General features: G+C 62.0%; 12 protein-coding genes and 2 pseudogenes. 9 read left to right on the top strand and 5 right to left on the bottom strand.

Translation table 11 applies throughout. The features are described 5' to 3' along the window. Positions 1 to 101 precede the first annotated feature (101 nt). The 3 genes from FVF58_RS10325 to FVF58_RS10315 form a co-directional block, all read right to left on the bottom strand. Positions 102 to 542, bottom strand: a complete 441-nt coding sequence (locus FVF58_RS10325) for an AI-2E family transporter (protein WP_149669792.1) — start codon at positions 540 to 542, stop codon at positions 102 to 104. 170 nt (positions 543 to 712) lie between these two features. After that, positions 713 to 1,297, bottom strand: a complete 585-nt coding sequence (locus tag FVF58_RS10320; RefSeq protein WP_149669791.1) for a hypothetical protein — start codon at positions 1,295 to 1,297, stop codon at positions 713 to 715. 99 nt (positions 1,298 to 1,396) lie between these two features. After that, on the bottom strand, positions 1,397 to 1,822 hold the full coding sequence (locus tag FVF58_RS10315) for a glycine zipper family protein (protein WP_149669865.1): 426 nt from the start codon (positions 1,820 to 1,822) through the stop codon (positions 1,397 to 1,399). 430 nt (positions 1,823 to 2,252) lie between these two features. Here FVF58_RS10315 and FVF58_RS10310 point away from each other — a divergent pair, with 430 nt between their 5' ends. The 9 genes and pseudogenes from FVF58_RS10310 to FVF58_RS10260 all read left to right on the top strand — a co-directional run. Continuing rightward, the gene (locus FVF58_RS10310; protein ID WP_149669790.1) at positions 2,253 to 2,606 is read left to right on the top strand and encodes a DUF3300 domain-containing protein; all 354 of its coding nucleotides are present in this window, start codon (positions 2,253 to 2,255) and stop codon (positions 2,604 to 2,606) included. Between the two features lie 777 nt (positions 2,607 to 3,383). Next, the gene (locus tag FVF58_RS10300; RefSeq protein WP_149669789.1) at positions 3,384 to 3,953 is read left to right on the top strand and encodes a BPSL1445 family SYLF domain-containing lipoprotein; all 570 of its coding nucleotides are present in this window, start codon (positions 3,384 to 3,386) and stop codon (positions 3,951 to 3,953) included. A gap of 79 nt (positions 3,954 to 4,032) precedes the next feature. Continuing rightward, positions 4,033 to 5,136, top strand: a complete 1,104-nt coding sequence (locus FVF58_RS10295; protein ID WP_149669788.1) for an AI-2E family transporter — start codon at positions 4,033 to 4,035, stop codon at positions 5,134 to 5,136. Positions 5,137 to 5,223: 87 nt separating this feature from the next. Beyond that, positions 5,224 to 6,708 (top strand): annotated as a pseudogene (locus tag FVF58_RS10290) (TolC family protein). Next, the gene (locus FVF58_RS10285) at positions 6,705 to 7,832 is read left to right on the top strand and encodes an HlyD family secretion protein (RefSeq protein WP_149669787.1); all 1,128 of its coding nucleotides are present in this window, start codon (positions 6,705 to 6,707) and stop codon (positions 7,830 to 7,832) included. The pseudogene FVF58_RS10290 and the gene FVF58_RS10285 overlap by 4 nt, the downstream one beginning before the upstream one ends. Before the next feature lie 19 nt (positions 7,833 to 7,851). Continuing rightward, positions 7,852 to 8,865, top strand: a complete 1,014-nt coding sequence (locus FVF58_RS10280; protein WP_149669786.1) for a DUF2955 domain-containing protein — start codon at positions 7,852 to 7,854, stop codon at positions 8,863 to 8,865. 75 nt (positions 8,866 to 8,940) lie between these two features. After that, on the top strand, positions 8,941 to 9,246 hold the full coding sequence (locus tag FVF58_RS10275; protein WP_149669785.1) for an ion channel: 306 nt from the start codon (positions 8,941 to 8,943) through the stop codon (positions 9,244 to 9,246). Positions 9,247 to 9,745: 499 nt separating this feature from the next. After that, complete coding sequence (locus tag FVF58_RS54705) at positions 9,746 to 12,154, top strand: reverse transcriptase domain-containing protein (RefSeq protein ID WP_425468944.1); 2,409 nt, start codon at positions 9,746 to 9,748, stop codon at positions 12,152 to 12,154. Further along, positions 12,123 to 12,823 (top strand): annotated as a pseudogene (locus FVF58_RS10260) (transposase); the annotation flags it as partial. The gene FVF58_RS54705 and the pseudogene FVF58_RS10260, both read left to right, overlap by 32 nt. Positions 12,824 to 13,059: 236 nt before the next feature. Here the strand turns inward: FVF58_RS10260 and FVF58_RS10255 are convergent. Then, positions 13,060 to 13,557 carry a hypothetical protein gene (locus tag FVF58_RS10255; protein WP_149669784.1) on the bottom strand — a complete coding sequence of 166 codons (498 nt, stop codon included), beginning with the start codon at positions 13,555 to 13,557 and terminating at the stop codon, positions 13,060 to 13,062. Positions 13,558 to 13,928: 371 nt separating this feature from the next. Then, positions 13,929 to 14,783, bottom strand: a complete 855-nt coding sequence (locus FVF58_RS10250; RefSeq protein WP_246217007.1) for a DUF2092 domain-containing protein — start codon at positions 14,781 to 14,783, stop codon at positions 13,929 to 13,931. Between the last annotated feature and the right edge of the window lie 218 nt (positions 14,784 to 15,001).

Raw genomic sequence — 15,001 nt, 5'->3', positions numbered from 1 at the left:
AAGCCATTTCGCGACCACGGCGGCATAGGCTTCCACCTTTGCGAGGATGCCTCCTGGGCCCGCATCGGACAGTTTCTGCCACTCGTCGGTTGCATGGCCCATCAACGGCACGCTGCGCAGCCAGCCCGGGGCGATGGAAGCGCATCGTCAGCCAGGCGTTCGACGAAGTTCATGATGTCGGCCGCATGGCCGGCAAGCATGGACACCGCGGCGTAGGTCGGGATGCATATCACCACGATTTCCAGCAACAGCATGACGGTGACGGCGAGCCAGCGCCGTCCGGCGAGCCGCCGCTGAACCCCGAGCATGAGCGACCATGTCGTGACGACGATCGTGCTGCCCCAGATCAACGCAGGCACGAACGGATGCACGATGTCGAGGCTGCCGCCGATGAGCAGGACAAGTGTGGCGACAGCCAGCACGATCGTGGCAAGATCGACAGTGGGGCGAACCGTCTCACGCTGCGGCTCCGGACTCGGGATGGGGTGGGCGCTATCGTCCATCGCCTGTGCGGCTCCGGTTGGACGGCGCAACCAGCTCATGCGCGTGGGCCTGGCCAAACCGAGTGTGCCGACCACGAGGCTGGTCTGGAGGGCCCGCACAACTCGATCGGACGCAACCACCGAAGAAGAACAGGGCGAGCGCCGGTCAACCGACACATGCGCCGCTGGGAGCGATGATGGGTCGTCCGATCCGCACGGCGCCTGCGCGGCTATTTGGCTTTGGGTTCGACGGAGATTGCGATGGCCTCGGTGTAGACTACTTCTATATGATCCCCTTTCTTGACCAGCTTGAGCTGCTCGGGATCCTGCACGATAACGTCCAGCGAATTGCCTTGCGGACCTTTCAATGTCACCGCGCCGGTCTGATGGTTGACGGCGGTGACAACGGCCATCACGGTCACTTCCCGGCTAGCCGTGCCGCCAGGTTTAGCGCCCATCGGCGCGCGCTCCAAAGTCTGATTTTCGTTGGCGGAAAGCTGCGCGCCACCCTTCTTTAGCGTGAGGGTCATGGCCTCCGAATACTCCGCGTTGACCACGTCGCCGACCTTGAGCTGATCGAAGTTGCGCGCTTCCTCACCCACCACGACTTGCACGACTTTTCCCTTGGCGTCCTTTAGCCAGACGGTTCGCGTGGCCGGTTCGATACCGACGACAGTCGAGGTCGTCTTGACGGTGCCTGTCACGGATACTTTGCCGGGTGCGCTGCTGACCGCCACTTGCGGCTCCGTCTGCGCGTAACCCGCAGTCGCCAGAGATACGAGCGTCGCCGCGATGATGAGTTTGCTGTTTCTCATGCTGCTCTCCTTGAACGCCTGTGCGCACGTTGTCTCGCGGCCAGGCTGGCCGCCGGTCTTTCATAGTGGAGGTGCATTGCCGCGCCTACGCCCTACAGTTCATTTGATCGTGTAGCCGCGACCTTCCATGCACGCGGCATAGGCACGATTGAAGGTGGCCATTGCGCCCTGCGTCTGTGACTGCGACGACGCCGTGGCCGCGCGCCGGTTCTGCCGCGCGCGCGATCCGCCGACCACCGTACCCGCGGTGGCTCCAACCGCCGCGCCTTTTCCCGCATCACCCGCTATTGCTCCGACGACCGCTCCTCCGGCCGCGCCGCGCGCGGCGCCCTGAACGCGCTCGCCGCCGCCCACCGCGGGTCCGGAAGGCGGCGGCGGGGCATTGGCCAGCGCGGCGGGGTCCACACCGGTGTTGCTCTTGGCCCACGAATAACATGCGCCGTCATCCTGCTGCTGCTTCTGCTGGCTTTGTCCTTTCGCGGGGTAGGCACTGGGTTTGCTTTGCGCCATACCATCGAGTGACATCGAGCCTGCCAGGGCGGCGAGAAGGAGGTACTTTGTCAATGTAGTCACGACGACTCCTTGCGTGACCCCACGCCAATGCGGACCGCCGGCTGCCTGTTCGGGCGGGCTTGAAGTTGAAACGGGCACGGGTCGTCGCGATCCTGTCAGGATCGACCGTTGGGCGGTGTGTGTGCAGCAATGGCAGTTTCGGTTCCATCATTGTGCCCAGGCATGCAGCGCGCAATCGGACCAAGGTCGTATTTGCGATACGGCACAGCCTCGGTCCAAACGGTGTCTGTACGGCAGGTGTGCGTACCGTTTCCATTGCTTCGGATAACTGTCTTTAAAGATCGCAACCCGAGTCGCATGGTGAAGAGTGAGGGGACGCATCAATGGACCGCGTTACGCGTGCTTCTGAACGGATCATCCCGCTTGAGTCGGCGGTCGGCGGATGAGGGCGAGCGGTTGCCTTTCAGAAGCCGGGGCTTGCCCGCGTGGCGGTCCGTGCGCTGGTTGCCGCCATGCTGGCGGTTTGCGCGATGTGATCACGGTGTCCTTTGCGCAGGCTCCCGCCGCGGACACCGGCGCGGCGGCCACCGTTTCTCCCGCGACCCTCGACCAACTCGTCGGGCCCATTGCGCTATGTCCGGACGATCTCGTCGCGATCATTCTTCCCGCCGCGACTTACCCGGTGGAGATCGGAATACGAGGCGGTCAATGCCTGCAAATTCCTCGAGAGAAATGGCGGAAACGCGAAGCCTCCCGCGCTGCACGCGCATGCCGCGGAAAAGACGACGCAGACTAAATGTTGAGGGCGCCAATCGGGAAACTGCCGCGAATCGCCAGGGCTTTTGCCCAGAGCAGGATCGGGATGATAGCGATTGCCGTGTATTGTCGTTGGGGATCGCGGCTTCAGTTTGTCTCGGTGCGTTTGCGTTTGCGACGGTGATCGGCGTCAGAGTGTCGGGTCCCGCGTGACATAGGACCAAGGTCCAATACCTGCCGGCGGGCATCGGGCCTAGTCTTAACTCGACGTATTGTTGTTCGGCGATTCCAGGGCGATGTCAACCGGTCTGTTGAGGGCGATGGTCCATTCATGCCGGTTTGACATTACCTTTGATCTCGAGCCCACTTCGTTCGATCTTCCAGAGCTAATAAGTTTCCCGCCACGACATTGACTCGCCTGCGCGCTTCGAAGCGCGAGAACCCGATGGAGGTGAATGCAATGAAGCCGCTGCCGCCTCTCTTCGTCATCGTTGCTTTGTCGGCGCGTGCCAGCCAACCATTGCCGCCAGGCGCGCAAGCGGTTGGAGAGACTCCAGACGCTGGATGTTCATGTTTCGCGTCAGCAGTCACCGGATGGCGCGGGCGCTGTGGTGGGGCCGTGGTGGACACGTAACAGCAATACGCGGGTCGGTTTCCGCGCGGGCAGTGGGGCAGGTGGCAATACCAGCGGTGATATTGGCAGCTGCCTCCGGGCAGGCCGCAAGCCAGCGTCAGTTCGTGGTTTTCGAAGGATGTAGACAAGAGTTCTCAGGCGCGCCAGATCCCAATCTGCCAAACTTCAACCGAGGAGAGTCTCATGAACCGTCGTACCTTCTTTTCGCTAACGGCGATCGCACTGGCCAGTTCGTTGGCTGCGTGCAGCACAACTTCGACACCGAACGAAGCGGCCAGCAAGCGCAAGGAAATAGATGCCGGCGTCGACGGCGCCCTCAGCAAGCTGTTTACTTCGACGCCGGGCGCACAGGCACAGGCCAGCAAGGCCAAGGGCATTCTCGTCTTTCCATCGGTGATCGCTGCGGGTCTCGTGGTCGGTGGCGAATATGGCGAAGGGGCACTACGCGTGGGAGGCACGTCCGTCGGTTATTACAAGACCAGTACCGCCTCGTTCGGATTGCAGATAGGCGCCCAGTCCAAGGCAGTGATCCTGATGTTCATGACCCAGGAGGCGCTCGATAAATTCCGCACGAGCGACAAGGGCTGGACAGCGGGCGTGGATGGTTCGGTAGCGGTGGCGAAGCAGGGCGCCAATGGCCAGCTCGACACCGCCTCGACGGGTGCGCCGATCGTCGGTTTCGTACTGACGAACTCCGGCCTGATGGCCAATCTGAGCTTCGAAGGCACCAAAGTCAGCAAGCTCGACATCTGACGCCGGCACCGCAACGCAACACAAGACTATCGAGGCCTGATTCCAGCACGTGCGCAGCCGTCCTGCCGGGAGACAAGTTATGCTGCCGACACCGATTACCCAACGGGTGTTGTCCAGAGAATTGCTCGACGTGCTGATCCGTGCTGGACTCGTTGCTGTTCTGGCCATTTTCTGTTTCCGGATCTTCGTCCCGTTCCTGAACCTCATGGTCTGGGCTTTGATCCTCGCGATCACGCTGTATCCGCTTCACGTCAGACTCCGGCGTAGGCTCGCCAACAAGGATGGCCTGGCCGCCACGCTCATCATCCTCATCGCGTTTGGCGTCATCCTCGTGCCGACCTATCTGCTTGGGGGCGCGGTGGCCGAATCGGTCGACCATGCGATGACCGTTTTCAAAAGCGGCAGCTTCAGCATTCCACCACCCGCCGACTCGGTGGCCAGCTGGCCGCTGATTGGCCAGCGCGTGTACGACTTCTGGCAGCAGGCTTCTGTCGACCTCACGGGTCTTGCGCTGAAGTTCGCGCCACAGCTCAAGGATGCCGGTCTCGTTTTGCTTGGAACGGTTACCGGGCTCGGCGCAGGGCTGCTGCTATTCTTCGTCGCCCTGATTGTCGCTGGCATCCTGATGGCGTACGGCGAGAAAGGCCACACCAGCACGGTGCAGATTGCCTCACGCATCTCCGGCCCTGAGAACGGCCCGCAGATCACCGATCTTTGCACGGCTACCATTCGGGCGGTCGCCCAAGGCGTGGTCGGGATCGCGTTCATCCAGATGCTGTTGATCGGTGTCGGGTTCGTGGTCATGGGTGTTCCCGGTGCGGGGCTGCTTGCGCTCGCGGTGCTGCTGATAGGCATCATGCAGTTGCCAGCCACGCTGATCACGGTGCCCGTGATCGTCTTCGTTATTGCCACCCAAGGTGTGAGCGCAATGACGATCATTTTCTCGGTGTATGTGTTCGTCGCGGGGCTTGCCGATAACGTGCTCAAGCCATTGCTGCTCGGCCGCGGCGTCGCTGTTCCCATGCCTGTGGTGCTGATCGGCGCACTCGGGGGTATGGTCACAGGTGGTGTCATCGGTCTGTTCATCGGTCCCGTGATGCTTGCAGTCGGTTACGAGCTGTTCTGGCGTTGGGTCAAAGACCAGGCAAAGCCCGAGCGGTTGGAAGAAGAACAACAGACCTGAGAATGCCGGGGCCAATCCGTGTCCGTCGCGGCCCAAAACGCGCGCGCACATTGGCTGCTGATCGCGGCCGGCTGTCTGAGCGGATGCATGCGTGTTGGCCCGGACTTTCAACCGCAGCATGAGTCCTGGAGCGAGCACTGGAGCAGCGCGTCAATCGAGCAGGTCACACAGCAGGCAACCCAGCCTGACATCCGGCAAAGGTGGCGGATATTCGCGGACCCGAACCTCGAGAGTCTGATCGCGCAGGCCGATGCCAACAACGGCGATGTGAAGATTGCCGGCCTGCGCGTGCTCGAGGCGCGCGCCCACCTGGGCATCGCGGTCGCGGGCCGCTATCCGCAGGTGCAACAGGCCAAGGCCGACGTGCTGTACTCGGCGCGCAAACGCTCGGATGGATTCAATCCGCGCTCGGGCAGCTAGTGGCAGTACGGGGCGGGCTTCAGTGTCGGCTGGGAGCTGGATTTCTGGGGGCGCTTCAGCCGCGCAATCGAATCTGCCAACGCCGCGTTTTTCGCGGCGCAAGCCAACCGCGATGACGCGTTGGTCCTGCTGCACGCACAGGTCGCCGATACGTATTTCACGCTACGCACGGCCGAGGCGCGCCTGCGCATTGCGCGCGAGAACGCCCAGTTGCAAAAGCGCAGCTACGAGATTGCGCAAAAGCTCTTCAAAAGCGGTGAGACCGATGAACTCGATCTCCAGCAGGCGAAGACGCAGTATCTCAGCACGCTGAGCAGCATCCCCGACTTCGAGAGCCAGATCGTACTCGCGCACCATGCGTTATCCGTGCTGCTTGGGCGGCCGCCCGGCCCGTTGCCGGAACTGAATGTCCAACCGGGCAAAGGAGAAGTGGTGCCGCTCGTGGACCGGGCCGTACTGCAGGATGTGCCGGCAGATCTTTTGCTGCGCCGCCCGGATGTACGCGCGGCCGAATTGCAGATGGCCGCGCAGTCCGCGCTCATCGGCGTGGCCGAGGCCGATTTTTACCCGTCCGTGTCGTTGCTGGGCTCCCTTGTGTGGAGCGCCAGTTCGCTCACTGGTGCACCGAGCACGCTGGCCCTGGTCGCCGGCCCGAGCGTCACGTGGAACCTGTTCGATCACGGCAAGATAGCCAACAACGTGCGCGTGCAGGACGCCCGGCTGCAGGAGCTGACAGTCGCCTACCAGAACACCGTGCGCGAGGCGGCCCGTGAGGCCGACGACGCCGCCACGGCAATCATCGCCGCGTGGCAGCGCGACACGATCCTGAACGACGCGCAGCGGGCCGCGCAGCGCTCGCTCAAGCTCGCCAATACGATCTACCGGGAAGGGTACTCCGACTTCCAGCGGGTCCTCGATGCGCAGCGTGCCCTGTTCGCGCAGCAGGACGCGTACATCGTCAACCGCGGCAACGCCGTGGGCGGTCTGATTGCGCTCTACAAGGCGCTCGGAGGAGGCTGGTACTCGGAACAGCCGCTCGTCGATCCCGCGACGCGCCAGCAGATGCAGCAGCGTACTGACTGGGGTGACTTGCTCAACGAGTCGAATGCGCCATCCGCCGCCGCCAGCTCGTCTGGAGCTTCGTTCCAATGAGCGACAAGCCCGAGCCCACCGCCGTCACGCCGCCGAAGCCGCCGGCGCCTGCCGCCGACCCGTCGGGCAAAGCGGTGAAGTGGGTAGTCTGCGTGATCGTCGTCAGCCTGATCTGGTATCTGCTTGCCGATCGCTTCACCCCTTATACGCAACAGGCGCGCGTTCAGGCTTACGTCGTATCCGTCGCCGCGGAAGCATCGGGGCGAGTGACCCGCGTCCTCGTGCATAACAACCAGGAAGTCAAGGCGGGCGACGTGCTCTTCGAGGTCGATAGCGTGCCATACCGGATCGCCGTCGATCGCGCGCGGGCTGACCTCGAGTCGACGCGCCGGCAGATCGGCGCGAGCACGGCCGGGATCGATGCGGCGCTCGCCTCGTTGCGCGCGGCTATCGCGAATGAAGTCAAGGCACGCCAGGACAGCGAGCGGCTCGAAAGGCTGTATCGCGAGGATGAGGGCACCGTCTCGCTGCGGCGCCTCGAAGTGGCGCGAGCGACCCACGAGCAGGCCCAGAGCCAGGTCGCCGCAGCGCGTGCCGAAGTGGAGCGGGCTCGCGAGCAGCAGGGCGGCAATGAGGCGGAGAACGCACAATTGCGCAGCGCGGGCGCCGCGCTGGAAAAGGCCGAACTCGATCTTGCCAATACACAAATCAGGGCGCGCTCAGGTGGCGTCATCACGGATCTGCGCACGGAAGTCGGCCAGTTCGCAGCGGCGGGCAATCCGGTCATGACGCTGATTGCAATCCGCGACGTGTGGGTCAGTGCTGATATGACCGAGAACAATCTGGGGCATCTGCGACCCGGCACGCCCGTGGCGATTGCGCTGGACGCGCTACCGGGCGAAGTTTTCGAGGGACGGCTTCGCAGTATCGGCTATGGCGTGAGCGTGGGGCAGAGCACGCCGCCCGGCAGTCTGCCTACCGTACAGAACAGCCGCGACTGGCTGCGCCCCGCGCAACGCTTTCCGGTCATCGTCGAGTTCGAGCCGGGTGAGAGGGCGCGCCTTCGCAACGTTCGTGTCGGCGGGCAGGCGGAGGTGATGGCGTTTCCAGATCCGGGTAATCCGCTCAATCCGCTGGGTCGCCTGTTTCTGCGCGTGATGAGCTGGGTCTCATACCTTTACTGAATGGCTAACCACTGCATCTATGGAACACAGGCTTCAGCTTCTCGGTCGACGTACGCTACGCGTTGCCACAGGGACGGCACTTTGCCTGACGATCAGCTTCGCGCTGGACCTGTCGGTCCCCGTCATCGCGCCGGTGTTCGCCGTCTTTCTTCTCGCGACGCAAAACCGCCCACTGTCGTTCAAGGCTGGCGTAGCGTTCGCTCTGGTCGTGGCTTTGACCACGGGCAGCGGGCTGCTCCTTGTCCCGGTGCTGGGCCATTACGCGTTCGCTGGCGTGATGCTAGTCGGCCTCATGCTCTTCCTCGCGTTTCGCTATGGTTTGCGCGGCGGGAACAATCTGGTCTCGACCTTTCTGGTGGCCGGCCTGACGATGATCTCCGCTGCCGGAACCGCCGACTTCCAGTTGGCCGTGACGGTTGTTGGCGCGCTGGTGAAGGGCCTTGTGCTAGCCGTGCTGGTGGCGGCATTGACTCACATGCTATTTCCCGAGCCCGTGAGCACGGTGCCACAACCTGCCGCTCAGGCCATGCCCGACGGGCAGGCGGCGCGCATCGCGCTGCGCGCCGCACTCGTGGTGATGCCAGCGTATCTGCTCGCCATCACCGATCCAGCGAGCTACATGCCGATCATCATGAAGTCCGTCAGTCTCGGTCGACAAAGCTGCACCACGACCGCCCGCAGCGAAGCGCGCGATCTGATTGGCTCTACGCTGCTCGGTGGCCTGCTGGCGATCGTGTTCTGGTTTGCCCTCAGGCTCTTTGTGGACCCGTGGATGTTCTACCTGTGGATGCTGCTATTTGGCCTGCTGGTGGGACGCAAGCTCTATCGCATCAGCCCAACGCGTTACTCACCGGGTTTCTGGCTGAACAGCCTGGTCACCATTATTATTCTGCTGGGCCAATCGGTGCAGGACAGCGCGGCGGGAAAGGACGTCTACACGGCGTTCGCGGTCCGTATGGGACTCTTTGTGGCCGTCACGGTCTACGCCTGTCTGATGTTGCTGATATTCGAGCGACGCCGCCCCGCCCGATGACGCTGCGCGCACCCGTACCTCTGCCCAGCGCACACATTGGCGTTCCTGCGAGCACGATCAAGGAGGTACATTGCAATGGGAAATGCAACAAGCAACGCGGTTGTCCGCGTGCGAGCACGTGACATATTGCGGGAATCAGGCAGAACGCTTTGGTACCTGCGCGCGATCCTTGCGGGCCTTCTGCTGCTGTTCCTGCTGCTGACATTCGCCATGTACTACATGGGGGACCCAGTGGAGACGGTGAAACGAACGCCTTCGCCGATGGGGGAAACCATCTACTTCTGCGCAATCACGGCGCTGACCATCGGGTACGGCGACGTGGTCCCTACGTCGACGTTTGGCGTGCGCCGTGCAAAGGCGGCGCTTTCCCAGTGGGTGTAATCCCCACCCGGCAACTGCTCCGGCCGGAAGCAACCGGAGCAACCGTGGAGGTAACGAAGCGGTTGAAGCCTTCGGTGAAGCGTGTCACGAAATACGGTGACAGCGCGAGTGTGCAGGCCGTAACGCGAGTGAACGCCGAGCAAGCCTCGAAAACGACGATGCGCAGGCCGACCTGACTGCCATATCGGGGAAGGCTGATACGGCTGGGTGAACGAGCAGGCAGGACGCCCAGTCGCTGCGCCGGGGTAGTGGCGACAGCATGTACACAAGGGAAGCGCACGCAACACGGGAAGTCCCTTGGCGTGGTCAGGGATGATCAACCGGATGCCCGTGAGGGACAGGCCGGGCGCCTTGGGATGGCGGAGAGGCCCGTAGTACCGATGAAGCCGGGTAATGCCGGTGGAGGAAAGGGGCCTCAGTTCAAGACAGACGCAATACGTGGTGAGGGACCTGGAGATTGGGCAACCTATCAACTCCGATTAGTGTTCAGAAGCTGCAGATGGCGTTACACGCGAAAGCGAAGGCTGAAGCCGGGTATCGCTTCTACGCGCTGTACGACAAAATCTATCGCGAGGATGTGCTGGCGCATGCGTATGCCCAGTGTCGCTCGAACAGGGGCGCGCCGGGTGTCGACCGGCAAGACTTCGCGGAGGTCGAAGCGTACGGGGTGCAGAAGTGGCTCGGTGAACTGGCGCTTGCGCTCAGGCAGGAGAGTTACCGGCCGGACCCTATCAGAAGAGTGTTTATCCCGAAAGCCAATGGCAAGCTGAGACCACTGGGCATCTCGACCTTGCGGGATCGGGTGTGCATGACAGCAGCGATGCTGGTGCTCGAACCGATCTTCGAAGCGGACCTTCCGCCAGAGCAGTACGCTTACCGCCCGGGGCGAAACGCCCAGCAGGCGGTGATCGAGGTGGAGGAACGGTTGCATCGAGGGCACACGGACGTTGTTGACGCCGATCTCGCGGACTACTTTGGAAGTATTCCGCACGCCGATTTGATGTTGTCGCTCGCGCGACGCATCGTTGATCGGCGTGTGCTGCATCTGATCAGGATGTGGCTGGAATGTTCCGTAGAAGAAACCGATAACCGAGGCAGGAAGAAGCGTACGACCGAAGCTAAAGACAGCAAGCGCGGCATTCCGCAAGGTTCACCCATTTCACCACTGCTGGCGAATGTGTACATGCGCCGGTTTGTGTTGGCGTGGAAGAAGCTCGGACTTCAGCGCAGTCTTGGCAGTCGCATTGTGACCTACGCGGACGATCTCGTGATCCTGTGCAAGAGCGGCAAGGCCGAAGAGGCGTTGCTGAAACTGCGCGAGATCATGGCGATAGTCGCGGGTTCGCTCTTCTCGGCGATCTGCCTGATCGTGTTCTCGGCGTTCAACACGGCACACCGGCGTGTCGCCGTACATCAGTTGCTCGCGCAAAGCCGCTGGCCGCTTTTCGCGATTGGTGCATGTGGCGCGCTAGGCGACGCGACGGCCAACCCGAACGTTACAGGCCTGCTCGGCGTGAATCTCGCCGGGCTCGTGTCGGCATCCGCAAACGTGGCGGCTGCCGTCATGATCGGTTATTTCGCACTCGCCTACCGCCGGCCCGTCACCCATCTGATACGCAATCGCCCGTATGCCCGAAGGAGTGATCACAAACTCGCCACTGAGGCGCTCGATATCCTCGCATCGCTGTGGCACATCCCGATCCTCTTAATCGCGATCGCCTCGGTCGTTGCGATCATCGATGCGCGCGGTTCGGAAGAGAACGTATTGCGGCCGTCGCTTGTCAGCGCGCTGTTACTCGTGCTCACTCTGTTTGTGTCGGCGCTGCTGCTGCACGTGACGCGTCGAAGAGACACGCGCGCACACCGGCGCGCGCCGCACCTGATGCGACTCTTGCGCTTCGCCAGCACGCTGGTCGTCCTCGTGATGTGGCTGGCGTTCATTCAATTCGAACTGGAACTGTGGAGCGGTCCGATCGCACGGATGATCAAGCACGGTGCGATGACACCCAGTTTCAAGCATGCGCTGGTTACAGTCATCGCGACGGTCTTCGGCGCCTGGTTCATCTGGGTACTTTGCGACACCGCAATTCTCAACGCGCTGGGGCCGAGCAGTTCGCGCAACAGGGCACTCGATCCCAGCGTGCGCGCACGCACGATGTTGCCACTCGTGCGCAACGCAGTTTTCGTGACGGTTGCGACCCTCGCCGCCATCGTCGCCGCCGCCAGTCTGGGCGTCAATCTGACACCTCTCCTTGCGGGTGCGGGTGTGATCGGTCTTGCAGTCGGCTTCGGTGCGAAGGCGCTCGTCACCGACCTGATCACGGGGCTCTTCATCATTGTCGAGGAGACGATCTCTGTCGGTGACTGGATTGAGATTGACGGCAGCCATGCCGGCACCGTCATGGACCTGACGATCCGCACGGTCCGGTTACGTGATGGACAAGGCGCGGTTCACACCATTCCCTTCTCGCAGATCAAGACCGTGAAGAACCTGTCGCGCGACTTCGCCAACGCGGTGTTCGAGGTACGGGTGCCGTTCGCCGTCGAACTCGATGACGTCACGCGCATGATTGTGGAAGTGGGCGCCGATCTGCAGGAAGATTATCGCCTGCACAAGGAAATACTCGCGCCCGTCGAAGTGTGGGGGCTCGACCGTTTTGAGGCTAACTGGATGGTTGTGAAAGGGCAGATCAAGACGCGGCCGCTGCAGCAGTGGAGCGTGGCGCGCGCTTTTAACGCCCGTCTCAAGCGCAAGATGGATCAGGCGGGGTTGAGATTCCGGTACCACACATGCGGCTTCACACCCCGGCGAACGGACCCAACGCATGGTCGCAGGCTGACGATGGGGCCCCAGGAAGAGAGCCGACAAGCTAACGGTCGTCGGCTACAACGTCCAGACGGCGGTTGACACGAAGCACCATCTGATCGTCGCGCACGTCGTTACCAATGATGGCATTGATCGTGATAGTTGACGTCGATGGCGAAGCTTGCCCGTACAGAGATGGCCGTCGACGAGCTCACCGTCGTTGCGGATCGCGGCTACTACAAGAGCGAGGGAGATGCTCGCATGCCATGAGGCTGGAATAAGCGTGTTCGTTCCGAAGACGGTGACATCGAGCGCAACGGCTCATGGCCGCTTCGGCAAGGAAGACTTCATTTACGACGCAAAGACGAATGAATATCGGTGCCAGGCAGGCGAGCGGCTCATCTGGCGATACTCGACCGTTGAGGGCGGCCTGAAGATCAGTATTACTGGAGTTCAAATTGCCAGCAATGTTCGCTAAAAGGGGACTGCACACCAAGTCCCCAATGTCGCGTGACACGCTGGGAACACGAAGCTGTTCTTGATGAGATGCAGGCGCGACTTGATCATGCCCCTGAGATGATGCGCATCCGGCGACAGACTGTCGAGCACCCGTTCGGCACGATCAAGGCATGGATGGGCGCCACTCGTTTCCTGACACGGACCATCGGGCGGGTGAGCACGGAGATGAGCTTGCACGTGCTGGCGTACAACATGAAGCGGGTGATCAAGCTACTCGGTTTAGAAGCGGTTATGACGGCGATGCGGGCGTGAGACCCGTACGGGGTCGTTGAGCCTTTGCGATGTGTCCGGCTGTGATCTGACGTGCGGGTTGCCGCAATCGAAAAGCCGCGACCTCCACCGAGACAGGTTTCGTCAATTCCCAGTGGCTAGCCGTTTTGACACAGTCTGGGCCATAAGCAGTCACTGTCCCATGCTTTCGTGCTGACATTCGAACGTCGGCTCCGTCCCGGCTAACGGTCAATCTCCGGGTCGTGCCGCTACCGCGATCAGTATCCGGGCGGTGGTGGAACTTGCGTGTACACCACGCCGCCGCTCCCATATCCCGTCGCGTACCAAGTCGCGCCACACTTATAGTACGGCACGTCCTTAACGGCGATGGGGGCGACGTTGCACGGCGGCGCGACAGGCGCAGGCGCAGCGACGACGGTGGTGGTTGCGGGTGGCGGTGTGGTTGCGGCAGCGGCCGCACCGACCACCATTGCCCCGGCCACAAATCCGGCCGCCGCAGAGCCGCCGTCCCAATCCGAGTTGCAGTCGTAGCAACCGCCCGAGTAGTTGTTCTGCACGTTGGTCACGTTCGTAGCGCGCGTGTTTTGCATCTCCTTAGCGGTGGATTGACGCGTACTCTGGTTTTGGCTGGTCGTTTGAGCCGCCGCGGTCTGTCGTGCGTTCTGATTCTGGCTCGACGTAGCCTGGCGCTGCGCCTGGTTCTCGCTCGTGCTCTGCTGGCGGTTGGCCTGATTTTGGCTGGAGGTTGCCTGCATCGAACTCGCCGAACTCTGGCGGTTAGCCTGATTTTGACTGGAAGTTGCCTGCCTCGAACTCGCCGAACTCTGGCGCGCACTCTGATTCGCACTTGAAGTTGAAGTTGCGGTGGCTTGGCGCGAGGCCTGAGTTTGTTGGGCCGCCGCTTGTTGGCCGCCACCGCGCTTCGCGCCTCCTTGCGCTGCGGTTGTGCCGCCGGATGACAACCCTCCAGACGACGCCGCCCCGCCACGGGAAAAGCCACCATCGCCGCCACCACCACGAGCACCACCGCCTCTCTCGCCTCGTGCCTCCGCCTGATTCATCAAGCCCAGCGCAAATACTGCGGCGACAAGTGCCGTGACGGCACGATCCCATGATCCTGTTTTCATCATTTGGCTCCCTTCTTCGCAGACGACTGGCGAGCCGTGGGCGACGCACGCGGAAGCTGCGCCGCAAACGCGACTTTTTGCAGGCCATCGGGAATGAGTGCCGAGAATGTCTCATCGTTAAGCTGGGGCGCAAGATTCCAGTCGACAAATTCCGCCCAGAACTGAGGCTGGCCCACCGCCTTTTTGTAAGTCAGTACGATCCGCTGCAGCAGAGGCTTGTCGCCATCTGCTATCCACACCTGAAAATCCACCGTGTCGGTACGCGCGGCTAGATGATAGGACGCGGTGCCGTAGATACTCGTCTTCTCCACATAGTCCACCGACCGTACCCGGGCTTGCAATTCTTCAGGCAGCGAGTTCAACAGGAGCGCCGCGAGCGGCAGGCGCATGCCGAGATCCTTGACGAAATACACGATGCTCTCGTCCAGAGTGCCAGGTTGCGGCGCCGTCGCATAGACTTTGCTGGCGAGATCGATCAGAACGATCTCTTTCCCGGTGAGCACAACGAGCGTTTTTGCGCCATCGCTGCGCTCGCTTTCCACGCGCATGCGATCGGGCCGGCTCAACGTAACGGTGCGGTATTCGCCGAATTCGATTTTCTGCCCGGACGGCTGCACGGCGTCGTACCCGCTGCGCACACCGACACGAAAGCTCGGCGTCCCGCCAAGGAACTCCGCCATTTTCATCAGAATCGCCCGAGCCTGGGCTTGTGAGGCGGTTTCGGGCTCAGCTCGCCCGGCACGGACCGGTGGTTCTTTCTGCTCGGAGGCAGAGTAGGCGTGAGGAGCGGTGGTCAGCAGTAAGACCGATACCCAAATAGCCCTGGACGCGCGGCGCAATATGTTAGTGATCAATTTATTGACTCCTTCTGCTCGAATACCTCTCAACCGCTGGCCATCCCGCATAAAGAATAGTGGTTTACAGAATTTTTGCTATTCGGTTTAAAGTGGCTTACTAGCGCGGGTGAAAAGCGGCGTCAGGACGCCGGGGCGACCATCACCACGCGCCATTCGCTTGTGGAGCATTGCCTAAGAATGCCGAACTATCGGAACGGGTACGAAAGGCCGCTTCC

Origin of the sequence: Paraburkholderia panacisoli, assembly GCF_008369935.1 — a bacterium.
GTDB classification, from domain to species: Bacteria; Pseudomonadota; Gammaproteobacteria; order Burkholderiales; family Burkholderiaceae; genus Paraburkholderia; species Paraburkholderia panacisoli.
This window is presented reverse-complemented; position numbering and strand designations above follow the sequence as displayed.

What these genes read in the sequence shown, in the direction of transcription:
- FVF58_RS10325 (WP_149669792.1), bottom strand. Translation starts at nt 542, where the DNA reads ATGAGCTGGTTGCGCCGTCCAACCGGAGCCGCACAGGCGATGGACGAT.
- FVF58_RS10320 (WP_149669791.1), bottom strand. Translation starts at nt 1,297, where the DNA reads ATGAGAAACAGCAAACTCATCATCGCGGCGACGCTCGTATCTCTGGCG.
- FVF58_RS10315 (WP_149669865.1), bottom strand. Translation starts at nt 1,822, where the DNA reads ATGTCACTCGATGGTATGGCGCAAAGCAAACCCAGTGCCTACCCCGCG.
- FVF58_RS10310 (WP_149669790.1), top strand. Translation starts at nt 2,253, where the DNA reads ATGAGGGCGAGCGGTTGCCTTTCAGAAGCCGGGGCTTGCCCGCGTGGC.
- FVF58_RS10300 (WP_149669789.1), top strand. Translation starts at nt 3,384, where the DNA reads ATGAACCGTCGTACCTTCTTTTCGCTAACGGCGATCGCACTGGCCAGT.
- FVF58_RS10295 (WP_149669788.1), top strand. Translation starts at nt 4,033, where the DNA reads ATGCTGCCGACACCGATTACCCAACGGGTGTTGTCCAGAGAATTGCTC.
- FVF58_RS10285 (WP_149669787.1), top strand. Translation starts at nt 6,705, where the DNA reads ATGAGCGACAAGCCCGAGCCCACCGCCGTCACGCCGCCGAAGCCGCCG.
- FVF58_RS10280 (WP_149669786.1), top strand. Translation starts at nt 7,852, where the DNA reads ATGGAACACAGGCTTCAGCTTCTCGGTCGACGTACGCTACGCGTTGCC.
- FVF58_RS10275 (WP_149669785.1), top strand. Translation starts at nt 8,941, where the DNA reads ATGGGAAATGCAACAAGCAACGCGGTTGTCCGCGTGCGAGCACGTGAC.
- FVF58_RS54705 (WP_425468944.1), top strand. Translation starts at nt 9,746, where the DNA reads ATGGCGTTACACGCGAAAGCGAAGGCTGAAGCCGGGTATCGCTTCTAC.
- FVF58_RS10255 (WP_149669784.1), bottom strand. Translation starts at nt 13,557, where the DNA reads ATGCAGGCAACCTCCAGCCAAAATCAGGCCAACCGCCAGCAGAGCACG.